17 protein-coding genes are annotated in these 16,669 nt (G+C 64.0%); 5 read left to right on the plus strand and 12 right to left on the minus strand.

Annotated features, from left to right (window positions below; translation table 11 throughout):
• Nucleotides 1-12: 12 nt before the first annotated feature.
• Together fdhF and DBZ32_RS06890 are read left to right on the plus strand one after the other, a co-directional pair.
• Nucleotides 13-2,799 (plus strand): formate dehydrogenase subunit alpha, encoded by a 2,787-nt coding sequence (gene fdhF, locus DBZ32_RS06885; RefSeq protein WP_119166418.1) that lies wholly within the window; start codon nucleotides 13-15, stop codon nucleotides 2,797-2,799.
• A gap of 57 nt (nucleotides 2,800-2,856) precedes the next feature.
• On the plus strand, nucleotides 2,857-4,122 hold the full coding sequence (locus DBZ32_RS06890; protein WP_162906613.1) for an ankyrin repeat domain-containing protein: 1,266 nt from the start codon (nucleotides 2,857-2,859) through the stop codon (nucleotides 4,120-4,122).
• Between the two features lie 57 nt (nucleotides 4,123-4,179).
• Here DBZ32_RS06890 and DBZ32_RS22635 read toward each other — a convergent pair whose 3' ends face one another.
• Nucleotides 4,180-4,308 carry a hypothetical protein gene (locus DBZ32_RS22635; RefSeq protein ID WP_268877937.1) on the minus strand — a complete coding sequence of 43 codons (129 nt, stop codon included), beginning with the start codon at nucleotides 4,306-4,308 and terminating at the stop codon, nucleotides 4,180-4,182.
• 136 nt (nucleotides 4,309-4,444) lie between these two features.
• Nucleotides 4,445-5,773: a c-type cytochrome gene (locus DBZ32_RS06895; RefSeq protein ID WP_162906614.1), complete on the minus strand. Its 1,329-nt coding sequence runs from the start codon at nucleotides 5,771-5,773 to the stop codon at nucleotides 4,445-4,447.
• Between the two features lie 103 nt (nucleotides 5,774-5,876).
• Between DBZ32_RS06895 and DBZ32_RS06900 the strand changes: the two genes are divergently transcribed.
• A complete protein-coding gene (locus DBZ32_RS06900; RefSeq protein WP_119166421.1) occupies nucleotides 5,877-6,419 on the plus strand; it encodes a DUF2478 domain-containing protein in 543 nt (180 codons plus the stop codon).
• 36 nt (nucleotides 6,420-6,455) lie between these two features.
• Here DBZ32_RS06900 and DBZ32_RS06905 read toward each other — a convergent pair whose 3' ends face one another.
• The 10 genes from DBZ32_RS06905 to DBZ32_RS06950 form a co-directional block, all read right to left on the minus strand.
• Nucleotides 6,456-7,037, minus strand: a complete 582-nt coding sequence (locus DBZ32_RS06905; RefSeq protein ID WP_119166422.1) for a hypothetical protein — start codon at nucleotides 7,035-7,037, stop codon at nucleotides 6,456-6,458.
• A gap of 107 nt (nucleotides 7,038-7,144) precedes the next feature.
• On the minus strand, nucleotides 7,145-7,513 hold the full coding sequence (locus DBZ32_RS06910; RefSeq protein WP_119166423.1) for a hypothetical protein: 369 nt from the start codon (nucleotides 7,511-7,513) through the stop codon (nucleotides 7,145-7,147).
• A gap of 4 nt (nucleotides 7,514-7,517) precedes the next feature.
• Nucleotides 7,518-8,651: a formate dehydrogenase subunit gamma gene (locus DBZ32_RS06915; RefSeq protein ID WP_235830091.1), complete on the minus strand. Its 1,134-nt coding sequence runs from the start codon at nucleotides 8,649-8,651 to the stop codon at nucleotides 7,518-7,520.
• A gap of 52 nt (nucleotides 8,652-8,703) precedes the next feature.
• Nucleotides 8,704-8,904 carry a hypothetical protein gene (locus DBZ32_RS06920; protein WP_119166424.1) on the minus strand — a complete coding sequence of 67 codons (201 nt, stop codon included), beginning with the start codon at nucleotides 8,902-8,904 and terminating at the stop codon, nucleotides 8,704-8,706.
• 347 nt (nucleotides 8,905-9,251) lie between these two features.
• Nucleotides 9,252-9,848: a formate dehydrogenase FDH3 subunit beta gene (gene fdh3B, locus DBZ32_RS06925; protein WP_119166425.1), complete on the minus strand. Its 597-nt coding sequence runs from the start codon at nucleotides 9,846-9,848 to the stop codon at nucleotides 9,252-9,254.
• Nucleotides 9,849-9,869: 21 nt separating this feature from the next.
• Nucleotides 9,870-12,740, minus strand: coding sequence for a formate dehydrogenase subunit alpha (locus tag DBZ32_RS06930; protein ID WP_119166426.1), 2,871 nt, complete (start codon nucleotides 12,738-12,740; stop codon nucleotides 9,870-9,872).
• 38 nt (nucleotides 12,741-12,778) lie between these two features.
• Nucleotides 12,779-12,979 carry a formate dehydrogenase gene (locus tag DBZ32_RS06935; protein ID WP_119166427.1) on the minus strand — a complete coding sequence of 67 codons (201 nt, stop codon included), beginning with the start codon at nucleotides 12,977-12,979 and terminating at the stop codon, nucleotides 12,779-12,781.
• Between the two features lie 110 nt (nucleotides 12,980-13,089).
• Entirely contained in the window at nucleotides 13,090-13,704 is a 615-nt protein-coding gene (locus DBZ32_RS06940; RefSeq protein ID WP_119166428.1) for a TorD/DmsD family molecular chaperone, read from the minus strand.
• Between the two features lie 294 nt (nucleotides 13,705-13,998).
• Complete coding sequence (locus DBZ32_RS06945) at nucleotides 13,999-14,778, minus strand: DUF3306 domain-containing protein (RefSeq protein ID WP_119166429.1); 780 nt, start codon at nucleotides 14,776-14,778, stop codon at nucleotides 13,999-14,001.
• A complete protein-coding gene (locus tag DBZ32_RS06950) occupies nucleotides 14,771-15,316 on the minus strand; it encodes a DUF3305 domain-containing protein (protein WP_119166430.1) in 546 nt (181 codons plus the stop codon). The genes DBZ32_RS06945 and DBZ32_RS06950 overlap by 8 nt, the downstream gene beginning before the upstream one ends.
• A 232-nt stretch (nucleotides 15,317-15,548) precedes the next feature.
• Here DBZ32_RS06950 and DBZ32_RS06955 point away from each other — a divergent pair, with 232 nt between their 5' ends.
• Nucleotides 15,549-15,803 (plus strand): YdcH family protein, encoded by a 255-nt coding sequence (locus tag DBZ32_RS06955; protein ID WP_119166431.1) that lies wholly within the window; start codon nucleotides 15,549-15,551, stop codon nucleotides 15,801-15,803.
• 31 nt (nucleotides 15,804-15,834) lie between these two features.
• Complete coding sequence (locus DBZ32_RS06960; RefSeq protein WP_208539136.1) at nucleotides 15,835-16,638, plus strand: DUF1194 domain-containing protein; 804 nt, start codon at nucleotides 15,835-15,837, stop codon at nucleotides 16,636-16,638.
• The last annotated feature ends 31 nt before the right edge of the window (nucleotides 16,639-16,669 follow it).

The raw sequence follows: 16,669 nt of genomic DNA on the forward strand, positions 1-16,669 counted from the left end.
CGGGAGACAAAGATGTCGGTGATCGAAAAGATCGAAACCGTTCCCTTCATTCTCGACGGCTACGAGGTCGAGGCCCGTCCGGGCGAGACGATCTGGCAGGTCGCCAAACGCAGCGGATGGGAAATTCCCCACCTTTGCTACGCACCCGAACCGGGCTATCAAGCCGACGGCAACTGCCGCGCCTGCATGGTGGAGATCCAGGGCGAACGCACGCTGGCGGCCAGTTGCATTCGAACACCGCGCGCCGGCATGCAGGTCGTGACCAACTCGCACCGAGCCGAGTCGGCGCGCCGCATGGTCTTCGAGCTTTTGGTCGCCGACCAGCCGTCGCGCGAAACGAGTCACGACCCGGACTCCGCTTTCTGGGGATGGGCGGACAAGGTCGGCGTGACCGAAAGCCGTTTCCCGGCACGCCAAGCGCCGAAGATGGATGTCAGTCATCCGGCGATTGCCGTCAACCTGGATGCCTGCATCCACTGCAACCTTTGCGTCCGAGCCTGCCGTGACGTCCAGGTCAACGACGTGATCGGCATGGCCTTCAGAGGCCACGACGCCAAGATCGTCTTCGACTTCGACAGTCCGATGGGAGACTCGACCTGCGTGGCCTGCGGGGAATGCGTGCAGGCCTGCCCGACCGGTGCCCTGATGGAAGCGAAACTGCTCGACTCGGCCGGTCAGCGCCAAGTCTACGCCGACAAGACGGTCGACAGCATCTGCCCCTACTGCGGCGTGGGCTGCCAGACCAAGGTTCATATCAAGGACGACCAGATCGTGCAGGTCGACGGCCGGGCCGGACCGGCGAACGAGAACCGGCTCTGCGTCAAGGGTCGCTTTGGGTTCGATTATGTACGCCATCCCCATCGGCTGACGGTGCCGATGATCCGGCGTGACGACGCACCCAAGACAGGGGACGACGAGGTCGACCCGGCCAACCCTTGGACGCACTTCCGCGAAGCGACCTGGGAAGAGGCGCTGGAGGTTGCGGCAGAGGGACTGACGACAATTCGAGACCGCGACGGCGGCAAGGCCCTGGCAGGCTTCGGCTCGGCCAAAGGCTCGAACGAGGAGGCCTATCTGTTTCAGAAGCTGGTGCGAACCGGCTTCGGTACCAACAACGTCGACCACTGCACACGGCTCTGCCACGCCTCCTCGGTTGCCGCTTTGATGGAAGGCATCGGCTCCGGCGGCGTGACGATTTCCTTCAACGCCGCCCTCGAGTCCGATTGCATCGTCGTTATCGGTGCCAAACCTGAACAGAACCACCCGGTGGCCGCGACTTATCTCAAACAGGCCGCCAAGCAGGGCGCCAAACTGATCATCATGGATCCGCGCCGTCACGACACGCTCGCACGCTACGCTTCCCACAATCTTCAGTTCAAACCAGGCAGCGACGTCGCCCTGCTCAACGCCCTGCTTCATGTCATCGTCACCGAGAACCTGGCCGACGCGCAGTACGTGCAAGCCCAGACCGAAGGCTACGAAGAACTCAAGCAGCGTATCGCCGCCTACAGCCCCGAACTGATGGCGGAGGTTTGCGGGATCGACGCGCCGACGATTCGCGAAGTCGCCAGACTCTACGCGACCTCGGAACGCTCGATCATCTTCTGGGGCATGGGCATCTCCCAGCACGTTCATGGGACCGACAACACCCGCTGTCTGATCGCATTGGCTCTAATCACCGGGCAGATCGGCCGCCCGGGGACCGGGCTGCACCCTCTGCGCGGCCAGAACAATGTCCAAGGCGCCTCCGACGCCGGCCTGATCCCGATGGTCTATCCGGACTATCAGTCGGTCGAGACTCCGGAGATACACGCCAAATACCAAGAGTTCTGGGGCAGCGAGCTGGATCCGGCGGCGGGCCTGACCGTGGTCGAAATCATGCAGGAGATCGCGGCCGGAACCATCAAGGGCATGTATATACTGGGCGAGAACCCGGCCATGTCGGATCCCGATCAGATCCACGCCCGCAAGGCCCTGGCCAAGCTCGAGCACCTGGTCGTGCAGGACATCTTCCTGACCGAAACGGCGTGGCATGCAGATGTGGTGCTGCCCGCCTCGGCCCACGCCGAGAAGCTGGGGAGCTACACAAACACCAACCGTCAGGTTCAGATCGGCCGGCCGGTTCTGGATCTGCCTGGCGCCGCACGGCAGGATTGGTGGATCGTCCAAGCGCTCGCCAAGCAGATCGGTCTCGACTGGGACTACGACGGGCCTCCCGAAGTCTTCGCCGAAATGGCGCAGGTGATGCCCAGTCTGGCGAACATCACCTGGGACAGGCTGGAGCGCGAAGACTCCGTAACCTATCCCTGCGATGCACCGGATGTACCGGGTACGGAAGTCATGTTCGCAGAGGGATTTCCCACGGACGACGGTCGCGCAAGGATCGTACCGGTCGACCTGCTGCCGCCGGACGAGCTGCCGGACGCCGATTTCCCCATGGTCCTGACGACCGGACGCATGTTGGAGCACTGGCATACGGGCGCCATGACGCGCCGCGCCGGCGTGCTCGACGACCTGGAGCCGGCAGCGGTGGCAAGCCTCCACCCGGTCGAAATCCGTCGACTGAGTCTGCAAACCGGAGGGACGGTACGCATCGCCACCCGGCGCGGCACGATCGAGATCACTCTGCGAGCCGACGCCGGCGTGCCACCGGGGATGGTCTTCATCCCCTTCTGCTTCAACGAAGCGGCAGCCAACATCCTCACCAACCCGCAGCTCGACCCCTACGGCAAGATCCCGGAGTTCAAGTTCTGCGCGGCCCGGGTGGAGCCGGTCGAGACGCAGAACGCAGCGGAGTAGAGCCCGGGCAGCGAGCGCACGATGGAGGGAATCGCCGTGTGAATGCATGGCGTGGCCGTGACTGGACCGATCGGTTACCTTGGCGGTATGCGCGTGATCTTCCCTCTGCTTTTCATGCTGGCTCTGGTCGTCCCAGCCCTTCCTGCGACAGCCCAGCAAGACGGCCTGCCCGAAGGTCTGGAAGCGCCGGAAACCCCGGAAGCCGCGCTGCAGTTCCTGCACCTCGGCGCCCGCGCCGACCAGCCGGCGATGATTGCGATCGCCCTGGAGCGCGGCGCCGACATCGAGGGCCTCAACCCACGCGGCAATAGACCGCTGCAGGTTGCCGCGATCTTCGGATCGGCGGAGGCTGCAAAGGCACTCATCGCCGCAGACGCGAAGCTCGACGCCGCAACGCCCGACGACGCCTGGACGGCCTTGCACTATGCCGCCTACGAGGACCGGATGGAGGTTGCCAGAGTTCTGATCGACGCCGGCGCGGCCGTCGATCTGCGCGAGACCGACTACGGCAACACACCGCTCTTGATCGCGACGCGGCGCGGCAACCTGGGGCCGGCGGTCGCACTGCTGGAAGCAGGGGCCAATCTCGAGGCACGGGATCAAAAGGACGGCAATACGCCGCTGATCAACGCTGCCTTCTCGAAGAATATCCCGCTGGTGGCAGAGTTGATTGCCCGCGGAGCCAATGTCAGCGCGGCCGCCGACGATGGGATGACGCCTCTGCTCGCCACGGCCCGGGCATCCCGATCATCCGCCGGACGGCAGGACGACAGCGTTCCGATCGCCAGGCTGCTGATGGAGGCGGGTGCCGATCCGACGGCTGCGGTCGAACTGCAAGGCACCGCACTTCATATCGCCGCCAAGGAAGGCGTCACGGCCCTCGTCGAGACATTGCTGGCGGCCGGCATAGCCGTCGACAGCATCAATCCCTACGATGGCCGCACTCCGCTCCACGACGCGGTCGACAACGCTCAGATCGATACGGTCCTGTTTCTGCTGGAAGCCGGTGCGAACCCCAACGCCCGAGAGACGGAGTCCCGAGAAACGCCGCTCTATGCCGCGTCACAGCTCGGAAACCCCTCGACGGTTCTGATCCTGCTGCAGAACGGTGCCGATCCCGATCTGCGCGACGCCAAAGGTATCTCACCGCTGATGCGCGCCGCCAACGTCGGGGCGTTGCAGACGGTCAGGCTGCTTCTGGAAGCTGGAGCGTCGGTGGATCTCGTTGCGGACGACGACTGGACGGCCCTGCAAGCCGCTCAGGATGTGGGTGCAACGGAGATCGAGGAGATCTTGCGGGCCGCCGGAGCGACCAGGGAATAGCGGCCCTGCGGCGCAGGCAGAACCGCTGCGCGACGAGAACTGGGCCCGCTCCCAGATTTAACCGTCGAGACGAACGTTCGACGTTGAGAAGACGCTGCCGGCGTCCATGCCCAGAGAGCCGAGAATGAAGTATGCGCCGAGCGCGATCACGACGGCCGCAGTGCAGCCAGCGACAAAGGCTTTCATGAAAGAACCCTCCAAACCCTGTTTTTCGGTATTCTATTGCACAGCTGCGCAGAGGCAAAGGGCAGTTTCCACCGCATGACTATCCTATTTATTCAGTAGGTTAAAGCCTATTCATCGGACCTGCCCCGACCGCACTCTACTCGGTCACGACCTCGAGGTAGCGCATCAGTGCCGCCCGATCTTCGGCGTTTGGGATCCGCTGGATCGGCATCTTTGTGCCGGGAGTCATGATATCCGGCCCCTCGTCGAATAGCTGAGAGATGGTCTCGGCGTTCCAAACGATCTCCGTATCCGTCAGCGCCGGCGAGTAGTTGTAGTCGGCCACCGCCCCCGCCGGACGGCCGAAAACGCCATGCAGTGTCGGTCCGGCGCGCCGGGACGCACCCGGCTGCACGTCGTGGCAGACTGAGCATTTGCGGAAGACTTCGGCGCCCCTCTCCAGAGAGGGGTCGGCAGTGGCCAGGTCCGACAGCGGCCGTGCCCCGGAAGCCACCGAAACGCCGATCTCCGTGCCTTGCTCGAGATCCCAGACCCGCGCCACCTCGTCGGCGCCGCCGGAGATCAGCTTCTTGCCGTCGTCGAAAAAGGCGAGCGACCAGATCGGCGCCAGATGACCGTCCAGAACGGCCGCCGGCTGCCGGGTCTCCAGATCCCACAAGCGAACGACGCGGTCGGTCCCGGCAGATGCCGCCAGACGACCGTCCGGCGAGACAGCAAGAGCGAAGGCGGAGGCCTCGGGATGCTCACCGAGTTGCGCGACCTCCGTTCCCGTCTCCAAATCCCAAAGGCGCACGGAGCCGTCGACCTGCGTTGTGACCGCGTGACGCTCATCCGGCAGCCAAACGGCGGAGGTGAAGCCGACCGCACCGCCGGAGAGTTCGCCAAGCTGGGTTCCGTCGCTGACCCGCCAGATCCGCAGCGTCAAATCGAAGCCAGCCGAGAGCAACTGCTCTCCCGACGGGGAGAAGGCCACGGCGTTGACCGTGCTTCGATGTCCTTCGAAAACACCGAGAGGCTCAAGCGCCTGAAGGTCCCACAAGCGGACGCTGCCGTCCCAGCCGGCCGACGCCGCGCGGGTTCCATCCGCGGAGACCGCAAGGCCCTGGACCTTGCCCTCATGGCCTTCCAGAACCGCAACCTCTCGGCCAGCTGCGGTATCCCAGACGCGCAAAGTGCCGTCGTCACTGGCCGAGACGGCGCGCTCGTTCGGCAAGAGAGCGACCGCGTTGACCGAAGCCTGGTGTGCATCGAGCACCTGCAGCGCACGCTGCTCGGGAAGGTCCCACAGGATCACCGTGTAATCGAAGGAACCGGTGAGCGCGCGTTTGCCGTCCGGCGCGACGGCGACCCCCTTCACGAACCCGCCATGGCCGAGCAATTCGGCCCATGCGGGACTGCCTGGCGACACGATCGAAAAAGCTGCGGCAAGCCCCAGCAGCGCGCAGCTTTTTGCCCAAAAATTCATGGCTTTACGCCAATTTTCCAACATGGCCTCGACTGTAGCAAAAACCGCCTCTTCCCTCCAAGCGCTTGCATGAGGACCCAGCGGCTGGCAAAGGACGCACGCTATGATAGGCGCTCCCCTCGCTACTCTGGTCTATGCCCCCAATGACGGGAAGTCGGATTTGCTTGCCGACTTTGCCGGACGCCGGCGGGCAGAGGGCGTGGTCGTCGACGGCGTTGTTATTGAAACGCTCTGGAGTCAGCCCGGAACGAAATCGGGCCTGCAACTGCGTGCACTGAAAGCGGATAGAGCGACGCCCCTGACCCAACCTTACCGCGAGGGAATCGTCGTCGGCCGCTGGCATCTGCTGCCCGATGGCGTGGCGACCATGGCGCGCATTCTGGAACGCGCAGCCGCCAGCTCCACCGACCTGCTGATCGTCGACAAGTTCGGCCCCCTGGAGGGCCGTGGCCTGGGAATGGCGTCGGCCCTGCGCAAAGCCTTGGCAAAGCCCGTTCCCATGGTGGTCGCCGTGCGTCACGAGTTTTTACCGGCCTGGCGCAGCTTCGTTGCCGACGCGGCACCGACCCGTCTCGAGACCCTGACCGAACTGCCACCCGACGAGGCCGCCTTGAACGCCTGGTGGGCGGCAACGGCTTGCGCGTAACCGTTCGAGCGTGGCTCCGCTTGTGACGGTCACGCTCTAAGGGCGCAGGTTGAGGTTACTGTCGACGTTACGACCGTAGCTTTCAGCCAAGGGCGCGACCAGTAGTGGTGCCAAGCCTTCCAGACCCCGCGCGTCCATGGCCGTGGAGGCATCGCCTTGCCAGACCACCTCGCTCTGTCCCGGGTCGCGCAGTTGGGCGCTCAAGGTCACCAGTCCTTCGCGCAGGATACGGACACCCGTTTCGCTGCGCCGACCGCCCAGGACGGAATCCTCGGTATTGGACAGGACGTTGACGTCGACCTGTGCGTCGCCCAGATTGGTTTCCGCGCGTCCCAGGGTAGGACCGGTTCTCTCCATCTCGCCCTGGCGCACCTGAAGGTCCAGCATGAGCTGGAGCGGCGCCGTAGGGTCGACGGTGACTCCTTGAGTTTGCAAGGCAGCGATGAAATCGTCGCGCAGTTGCACGTTCAGTTCCGAGTCGTCATAGACGTCGACCGCGACCGGCAGCACCGGCGCGGCGTCGGCAAACAAGGTGGCGACGAGGCGCGACGGCCCGCCCCCTTGCGCCAGGGCGGTCGATCCGAAAATCAAACCGATCAAAAGCACCCGCCAGAACATTCACGCGCCTCCCTTTTTCACCGATGAAGCGGGTTGGAACGAAAGCGACCGCTGCCGGAGAGTCGGGTCCGGCAACGGTCGGAGTCAAGCGAGTCCGGTATATAAAGCTATCGCCAAACTGTGCCCGCAGCGCGGCTTGGCTGCACGGTGTCGCGCGTGAAGCGGCCGCCCGACCCCGGCAGCTGATACCCGCTGCTACCGTGTCGGAAGGAGGGGATCAGGTCCCCGGTCTCCCGATCCACCGCCAGACGGGTGACCCGAAAGGCGCTGTTGGACGTTCCACCCGGCTCCATCACGGTCAGGAGCCACGCGCGCTGTCCATCGACCTCGCTGGCCTGGGCCCTCAAAACCTCGACGCCGTAACGTTCGGCCACCAGCGCCGTCGCTTCCTCCTGGGTCAAAGCCAAGGCAGCGGGGGCCGTCGACAGGAGGCCCGCCGCCAAGCAGATCGCCGACAGGAGAGGCAGTGGTCGCATTCGGTTACTCCGCCGGCTGAGGATGTTTGCCGTATTGGGGCGGCGTCTCGCCACGCACCTCGGCGACCCAGAGATTGTGATGTTCCCGCGCCCAATTCTCGTCGACCTGCCCGGACCCCATGGCCGCGAAGGCCCCCTGCATACCGAGCGAGCCGATGTAGATGTGCGCGACGACGATCGCGATAAGAACCAGCGAGACCACCCCGTGCCAAAGGGTGGAGAGCTGCATTTCCTGGATCGCCGTTACCTCGGTCGGCAACCCGAAACCGAAGATATTGAGAGCCGCGAAGGTCTTGGCCCAGATATCGAACTCGAAGGGGAACATCATCGCGATACCCGACAGCGACAGAGACAAACCGCCGAGAACCGTGGACCAGAAAATCACCTTCTGACCGGCGTTGAACTTCTTCGAGGGCGGATGGCTGTGCTTCGTGAACAATCCTCCGGCCTTGGACAGCCAGATCAGATCGTACTTGTTGGGAATGTTGTGCTTCACCCAGAGAACGAACATCAGCGTGATGCCCAGCATGAAGGGGAAGGCCAGGAAGTTGTGCGCATACTTGCCGGCAATGGTGAGCCAGGAGAAAGCCTCCGGCCCCAGCACGGGCATCAGCACGAAGCGGCCCCACAGCAGGTTGATGCCGGTCAGGGCGAGGATCACGAAGGAGGTCGCCGTCAGCCAGTGAGCGAAACGGTCGATGAAACCGAACCGCTCGATGGTCCGGTCCGAGGGGCCTGCCTCGATCTTGATGCGGCCGCGCAGCACGAAGAACAGCGCGAGCAGAGCGATCATCCCAAGCAGGAGCCAGGACCCGTAAACCATCAGCGGACCGTTGCGGACGTTCCGCCAGTTCTCGCCTTCCGACTGCACCAGGATCCCCGCCTTGCTGTCCGGTATAGACACCTCGCCCTGGATACCGCCGCGAACCGCACGCCACATCTCGGCATCGCTCGCACTGCCCAAAGATCCGCCTGGGACGGCGCCGCCGGTCAAAGCCTCCTCCGGAACTTCACGGCCCTGTATCTGTTGGGCCACGGCTTCGGTTCCGGTGAGCGTCATCGCCGCAAGAACTGTGACGATCGCCAGTGCCAAGGCGGTAAGGCCAAGACGCCGGACAAGTAGATCGATCAGCTTCATCTGCCTGATATCCCTAACTGTAGCAGCTTCGCAGAGCCGCTCGGGAGCGCCGCTAGAGCGCGCCCTGGTTCTTGGCGCGGGCGCGCAGTTCTTCAGCCGTCGTCCCACCCATGCTGTTGTCATCCTGTCCCAGGTACGTGCCCTTCTGGAACATGAGAATACGGTCCTGCTCTTCTTCCTTGCAGCCCGCCAAGAACAGGCCGCCGAGCATAACCATCGTTGTCAACGCGAGCGTTTTGCTCTTGAACTTCATCTGATCACCCCTCCTCGTTGGCCCCCTGTAGCGGCACTCCCGTTAACGCCCAGCGCCGAGGCCGCTTTCGTTCGATCACCGCCCATCCGACACCGAACCTCGGGTACCGGGCCGCATCGCCGAAGCCTGTCTCTTGTCGTCTTCTCCCGCGCGCCATCGAATGGAAACTCCAGACAGAACGGCCAAACGGGACTGACAACTATTGTTGTTGGACCTACGCATCGGGCCTCCCCACGGGAGGCAAGGGGCGGCGAACCCAGAAGCCCGCCGCCCCAGAACCTTACCGAACAATCACGCTTCGACCGCCCCGACACAGAGGCCGGACCAACCGAACCGCAATCGAGCGATCAGGAACCGCCCTTCTGCTCGTAAGCGGTGCCCCAACCCCAGGCGCCGGAGCCGAAACCGCGGGCAACCACGCGCTCGCGGTAGATATCCGAGACGGTATCGCCGTCACCGGCCAGCAACGCCTTGGTCGAGCACATCTCCGCACAGAGCGGCAGGGTGCCCTCGGCCAGACGGTTACGACCGTACTTGGCGAACTCCTCGGCGGAGTTGTTCTCCTCCGGACCGCCGGCGCAGAAGGTGCACTTGTCCATCTTGCCCCGGCTACCGAAGTTGCCCGCCTGCGGATACTGCGGCGCGCCGAAGGGGCACGCATAGAAGCAGTAGCCGCAGCCGATGCAGAGGTCCTTGGAGTGGAGAACCACGCCTTCGTCGGTCTGGTAGAAACAGTCGACCGGGCAGACCGCCATGCAGGGCGCATCGGAGCAATGCATGCAGGCCACCGAGATCGAACGTTCGCCCGGCTTGCCGTCATTGATGGTGACGACCCGACGACGATTCACGCCCCAAGGGACTTCGTGCTCGTTCTTGCAGGCCGTGACGCAGGCGTTGCACTCGATGCAGCGCTCGGCGTCGCAGAGGAACTTCATTCTTGCCATTAGAGTTTCTCCCTCAGGCCCTTAAGCCGGCTCGATCCGACAGAGAGTGGCCTTGGTCTCCTGCATGTTGGTGACCACGTCGTAGCCATAGGTCTGCATGGTGTTGCAGGCCTCACCGAGCACGTAGGGGTCGGAACCAGCGGGATACTTGCTCCGCATGTCCTCGCCCTGCCAGTGACCGCCGAAGTGGAACGGCATGAAAGCCACCCCGTTTCCGACACGCTCCGTGACCATGGCCTTGACCTTGACCTTCGAACCCTCGGGACCGTGCACCCAGACCATCTGCCCGTCGCGGATGCCGGCATTGTTGGCATCCACCGGATTGATCTCGACGAACATGTCCTGCTGAAGCTCGGCCAACCAGGGGTTGGAGCGAGTCTCGTCACCGCCGCCCTCGTACTCGACCAGTCGGCCCGACGTCAGAATGATCGGGTAATCCTGAGAGAAATCCTTCTCCTGGATCGACTTGTAGAGGAGCGGAAGTCGATACAGACGCCGATCCTCGTAGGTCGGGTAGTCGGACACCAGGTCCCGCCGATTGGTGTAGAGCGGCTCGCGATGCAACGGCACCGGATCCGGGAAGTTCCAAACGACGACACGTGCCTTGGCGTTTCCGAAGGGTGCGCAGCCATGCTTGATCGCGACGCGCTGGATACCGCCCGAGAGGTCGGTCTTCCAGTTCGTCTTCTCACCGGCAACGGCTTCGATCGCGGACCGCTCTTCGGCGGTCAGGTCACTGTCCCAACCGAGCTCCTGGAGCATGGCCATCGTAAACTCGGGATAGCCGTCCGTGATTTCCGAACCGACCGGGTAGCTGCCTTCGGCGAGCAGGTTCTCGCCTTCCCGCTCCACGCCGAACCGGGCGCGGAAGCAGAGACCGCCTTCGGCCACCGGCTTGGACGTGTCGTAGAGATTTGGCGTCCCCGGGTGGTTCATCTCGGCGGTGCCCCAACAGGGCCAAGGCAAGCCGTAGAAGTCACCGTCGGCCGGACCGCCCTTCGCCTGAAGGGTGGTCTTGTCGAAGGTGGCCTGGTTCTGCATGTGCAGCTTCAGGCGTTCCGGAGACTGACCGGTGTAGCCGATCGTCCACATGCCGGTGTTGATCTCGCGCAGCGTGTCCTCGATCGAGGGCACGGTTCCGTTGACGGTGATCTGCTTGAACATCTCGTCGGCGAAACCGAACTTCTCGGCGAAGAGATAGATGATCTCCTGGTCCGTCTTCGAGTCGAAGAGCGGATCGATCACCGCCTCACGCCACTGCAGCGAACGGTTGGAGGCCGTCGCCGAGCCGTAGGTCTCGAACTGCGTCGTCGCCGGCAGCAGGTAGACGCCGTCGGTGCGGTCGTGCATGACGGCCGTCATCGTCGGGAAGGGATCGATCACCACCAGGAGATCGAGCTTCTTCATCGCCTTCTGCATGTCGGGCAGACGGGTCTGAGAGTTCGGAGCGTGACCCCAGAAGACCATGGCCCGCAGGTTGTCCGGCTGGTCCAGATCTTCCTTGGCCTCGAGTGCCAGGTCGAACCAGCGGGAGACCGGCACGCCGGAGCTCTCCATCAGATCCTTGCTGGCGAAGTTCGACTTCAGATACTCGTAGTCGACGTCCCAGACGCGGGACCAATGCTTCCAGGAGCCGGCCTTCAGGCCGTAATAGCCCGGCAGCGTGTGACAGAGCACACCGAGGTCGGTTGCCCCCTGCACGTTGTCGTGGCCGCGGAAGATGTTGGTGCCGCCGCCGGAGGTACCAATCACGCCAAGGGCGAGACCCAAGGTACAGTAGGCCCGGGTATTATTGTTGCCGTTGGTGTGCTGCGTACCGCCCATGCACCAGATGATGGTGAAGGGACGGTTGTTCGCCAGCGTGCGCGCGACGCGCCGAAGCTGCGACCCCGGCACGCCGGTGACGCGCTCGGTCTCGTCGGGAGTCCACTTGGCCACCTCGGCCCGGATCTGATCCATGCCCCAGACGCGCTGACGGATGAATTCCTTGTCCTCCCAGCCGTTCTCGAACACATGCCAGAGAATACCCCAAACCAGAGCCACGTCGGTGCCGGGACGGAAGCGCACGTACTCGTCGGCGTGGGCCGCCGTCCGGGTAAAGCGCGGATCCAGCACGATCATCGGCGCGTTGTTCTGTTCCTTGGCCTTCAGCACGTGCTGCAACGACACCGGGTGCGCTTCGGCGGGGTTGCCGCCGATCAGGAAGATGCCCCGACTGTTGTGGATGTCGTTGTAGCTGTTGGTCATCGCGCCGTAGCCCCAGGTATTGGCGACGCCGGCGACCGTGGTGGAGTGGCAGATGCGCGCTTGGTGGTCGACGTTGTTCGTCCCCCAGAACGCGGCAAGCTTGCGGAACAGGTAGGCCTGCTCATTGTTGTGCTTGGCCGAACCGAGCCAATAGACCGAATCAGGACCGCTGGACTCGCGGATTTCCAGCATCTTGCCGCTGATTTCGTCGATCGCCTCTTCCCAGCTGACCTTCTGCCACTTGCCGTCGACCAGCTTGGTGGGATGCTTCAAGCGGCGCTCGCCGTGCGCGTGCTCGCGCACCGACGCGCCCTTGGCGCAGTGAGCGCCGAGGTTGAAGGGGCTGTCCCAGCCCGGTTCCTGACCCGTCCAAACGCCGTTCTGAACCTCCGCGATCACCGTGCAGCCGACCGAACAGTGGGTGCAAACCGACTTCTTGATCTGCACGGCACCGCTGGCCGGAGCCGCTGCGGACGCTTTCTTCACCTTACCGAAGGTCAGGGCACCGGCCACGGCGAGACCGCCAGCAGCAAGCCCGGAGTGCTTCAGGAAGGTACGGCGGTCAATCGCGCTGCCGGCCAAGCCGCTCAGCGCTTTCGACAAACGGGGGCCAGTTGCAACCCCATTCGTCTTTCTCGTTAGCATTGACCTCTCCTGAGTTTTTTAAAACGAGCCGAGTTCGTTTAGAACCTGGCCAGGTCGTAGTAGGTCTTGACGAGGGCCGTCTCGCGATAGCCCGCCGCCGTGGGCGAGGTTACCGTCTCGGCCGCCTCGGCCTCGTCGGTACCAAGCGCAATCGCGGCTCCGGCCGCCGCCGCCGACCCGAGGGTGGCGGTGCGGAAGAAGTCACGGCGGCTCACGCCCGTCTTCTCGTTCTTGTCCATGGGCTTCACCTTTGTCCTCTGGTGAACCGTTGCTCCAATGCGGCGTCCTCCCGATCCCAGGTGGGGCCCGCCGCCGGCCCCAAGTCCGGCGCCTCGCGCCGAACGGCCTCCTAAGCGGCCATCTCGAAAGCCTGCGCCTCTATCGCCATGAACAGGCGACCGAGCGTGCCGACCGGCATGTAGAAACGCGCGGCCTTGGCCGCCTCCAGGTCCTCGAAGAACCGGGGCGCCCAAACCGCGATGTGTCTTTCGAAAAACGCGCGCTGAGCCGACAGGTCGGCCGGTGCCGAGAAGGCTCCGGTGATCAGCGCCGCCATCATCTCCATTTCGGAGGCGATGCCGTCCTCCGGCTCCTTAACGTCATCGGCGCGCGCCAAGCCGAGGCGCCGCATGTCTTGGCGAAGCTTGGCCAGAGGCTTTTCGTGCAGAAATCCGGTGAGATAGTAGCTACCGAAGGGAACCAACTCGCCCTGACCGATACCGACGAAAAGATCGAAGTACTCCTGCCGCACCTCGGCAGCGTCGGCGGCCTGGGCCGCGCGCGCCAGAACGGTCAGAGTCTCGCCCAGTTCTCCCTCGCCGCCGCCCAGCTCCGCGATCCGGTCAAGCAACGCCCGGTCGGGCGCGTCGCCGAGCAGGCGCGCGAGCAAGCCGTACCAGTCGGCGCGCAAGCGATCTTCTTCCGCGATCTCTCGATCTAGGCTCGTCTCGGCGACTTGCGCCAATTTTATCCCTCCTGACGGGCCGTGGCGACTTCGAGAAAGAAGGGTCCAAACCGGCTCAGCCGACTCCGGAAACCTCTCTCTGCGAGCTACCTTGAAACCCGCAAAACCCCAGTCATACCAGGGATTTTTCTTGTTTCGTTCAGTGCATTAGAGGCCGTCGTCAAGGGCTGTGTCAACACTGGGACATGCTGCAGGTGCGAACACAAAATCCTGCTGTGGAAGCAGGGCCGAACCGAAGGATCGCCTCGATAATCTCTCACGATTATTATGGTTACCGACCCCAAATTCAGGGCCTCACAGATCGCCCGAGCTATCGGAAGCCGCGTCAGCGCGACTGGGAGCCGGCGCAAAGCCACCCCATCGACGCTGTGCCGCCCGCCCCTTCTCGGGCTGCGGGAACTCACCGCCGAGTGTTGCCACCTCCGGAGCATCGGGTGCCGATAGATCCGCCTGAGGTGTGACTGGGAGAGCATCTTCAACTCCCGGGACCCTATTCTCATCTGGCGACTCGGGCTGATCTGTCGCAACGACCGCCTCCCTGTCGGGATCAGCGTCAGGATCAGCCGAACCGTCGCGATCCGCTGTCTCCTCCTCGACCGTCCCGTCGCTTGCCGCTTCCATATCCGGCCGGGCGATCTCTCTTTCTTTTTCTTCTTCTTCGGGAAGCACCACGCCTTTACCGACCTTGAAAACGGTCTGGAGATTGGCGACGACGGTCGCGGCATCCGTATAGTCGAGGTCGTAGTCATTGAGGCCGTCGAGAAAACCGAACACCGGGTTGCTGCGCCAGAGCCGCCGCAGCGCGCGTCGCTTCAGTTCCTCGGGCACCCCTTCGCGCAGAAATGCCTTGAAATCGCTCCCCGGCTCGAGCGTATCGGGATCCGGCAGATCCGCAACTTCCTCGGGCGTCAGGGGGCGATCCGGAGCCGGGGACTGAGCGATCTCGGCATCCTCTGTCGAGAGCTGTGGGTGTTCGAGCGTCGGTTCGGCCGTCTTCTCCCGGACCTCATCCTCGCGCACCGCCTGTTTGCGGCGCGCCCAGCGGGAGAGGAAGGGGGCGTCATCCTCAGCCATGCTCGGACCGCTTGCCGAAGCCGACCTTGCGCGGATCGTGCGGCTTACGCTTGCGCTTGTAGAAAGGCTGGTCGACGTGATGGCGGTCGACGAACGCCTGGACGAAAGCGATCAAGTCCGGCGGCATGACGACCGGTTCGACCAGATCCTCGCCACTGTCCAGGAAGTCCTGCGCCTCGTACGGGCAGACGGTGACGTGAACCGGCACCCACTCGTGCGCCACCTCCAGGTCCGCTCCGGCGCGCAGAACCACGAAGACCCGAGGCGGCTCCTGGCTGAGATTGACCTTGTAGCCTTCGGTTTCCTTGCGGAAAAGCTCGCACGCCAAGGTGCCGGCATGAAAGTGCTCCCAGGCCCCGACCGCGCCCTCTTCCTCACCCGCGCCGGACCTGAGACTACGCCAGGGGCCCTCCGGATCGAGCTGCGGTGCGCCTGGAATCACGGCCACCGGGCGCCAAGCGTGCTTGATCCAGCGGTGCTCGACCGACCGCTTTTCCAGAACCACGCCCAAAGGCACCGAGTCCTTGATCTCGGTCACGAACGATCTTCCCTCCTGAAGCGCCCGGCTACGTCGGCCTTCGGCACCGTATAGTTTCCATCTTGGAGCATAGGTCCGCACGCGACTGCCGTCATCCTCAGGGATTCTGTGGGAATTCGCCGAGCGACCAACGCCGCCTGATCTGGGTCAACGCGCCGGCAGCCCTCACCCTGCGAGGCTTGTCGTTCGGTCCCGATTGGACGAAAGATCTAAGTGACGGAGGGCTTGGCCTATGTACGGCGAACATCACGATCTGGTGCACGAGTTGCCGGAGCATCGCGAGACGATTCATACCTTGAAGACGGAGAACGCGCACTTCGCCCGGCTCTTCGACCAGTATCACGAGATCGACAAAGAAATTCGCCGTGTCGAACAGGAGATCGAGGTCGTCAGTGACGAGCATGCCGAGGAGCTGAAACGCAAGCGCCTGGCCCTGAAAGACGAGCTGTTCGCCATGATTCGCAAGCACGAAGCGGCAGCCGCTTAGGACGCGAAGCGAGTCCGAGAAAGCCGGGCCGGTGCCCCTCCGCACCACCCTTCGTGCCTTTTTGCTCGTCGTCGTAACGGCAATCGGTGCCGCGATCGGGTCTACGAATCCGGCCGCAGCTCAAACCGCTCCGGCTCAAACCATTGTCGATCTGGAGCTGGTGCTGGCAGCAGACGGCTCCGGCTCGATCGACGACCAGGAGCTGCGGCTGCAGCGCGACGGTTACGCCGCAGCCATCACCCACCCCAACGTGCTTTCGGCCATCGCGGCCGGTGGCACCGGACGGATCGCGCTGGCCTACGTCGAATGGGGTGCTGCCGACTCGCAGCACACCATCGTGGACTGGACGGTGATCGACGGGCCTGAGTCCGCAGCGGCCTTCGCCGCGGACCTGCGCCGCCAGCCGAGAGCGGCGCGCGGCTGGAACTCCATCTCCGGCGCCATCGACTATTCGGCCGGCCTGATCCGCGCCAACTCCTTCGAGGGCGCCCGCAAGGTGATCGACGTCTCCGGCGACGGTCCGCAGCGCGGCGGACGACCGGTCGAGGCAGCCCGCGACGAGGCCGTACTGTCCGGCATTACAATCAATGCGCTGGTTCTGCGCAGCCCCGGCGGCGGTTATCCGGGACCCGGCGGCATGCCGCTGGCCGACCACTACACGATCTCCGTGATCGGCGGCTTCGGTGCTTTCGTGATGACGGCCGACCGGGGCGAATCCTTCCGGAACGCCATTCTCGCCAAGATGATCCGCGAGATCGCCGACCGCAGTCCGACCGGCGCCCAGCAAGCCAGCCGCGCAGTCGTAACCGGCGGCGATTCGGACGATCGCCGGTAACGCCACTGCTCTCACGACATCGCAGAAGTGC

The organism is Algihabitans albus, assembly GCF_003572205.1.
GTDB classification, from domain to species: Bacteria; Pseudomonadota; Alphaproteobacteria; order Kiloniellales; family DSM-21159; genus Algihabitans; species Algihabitans albus.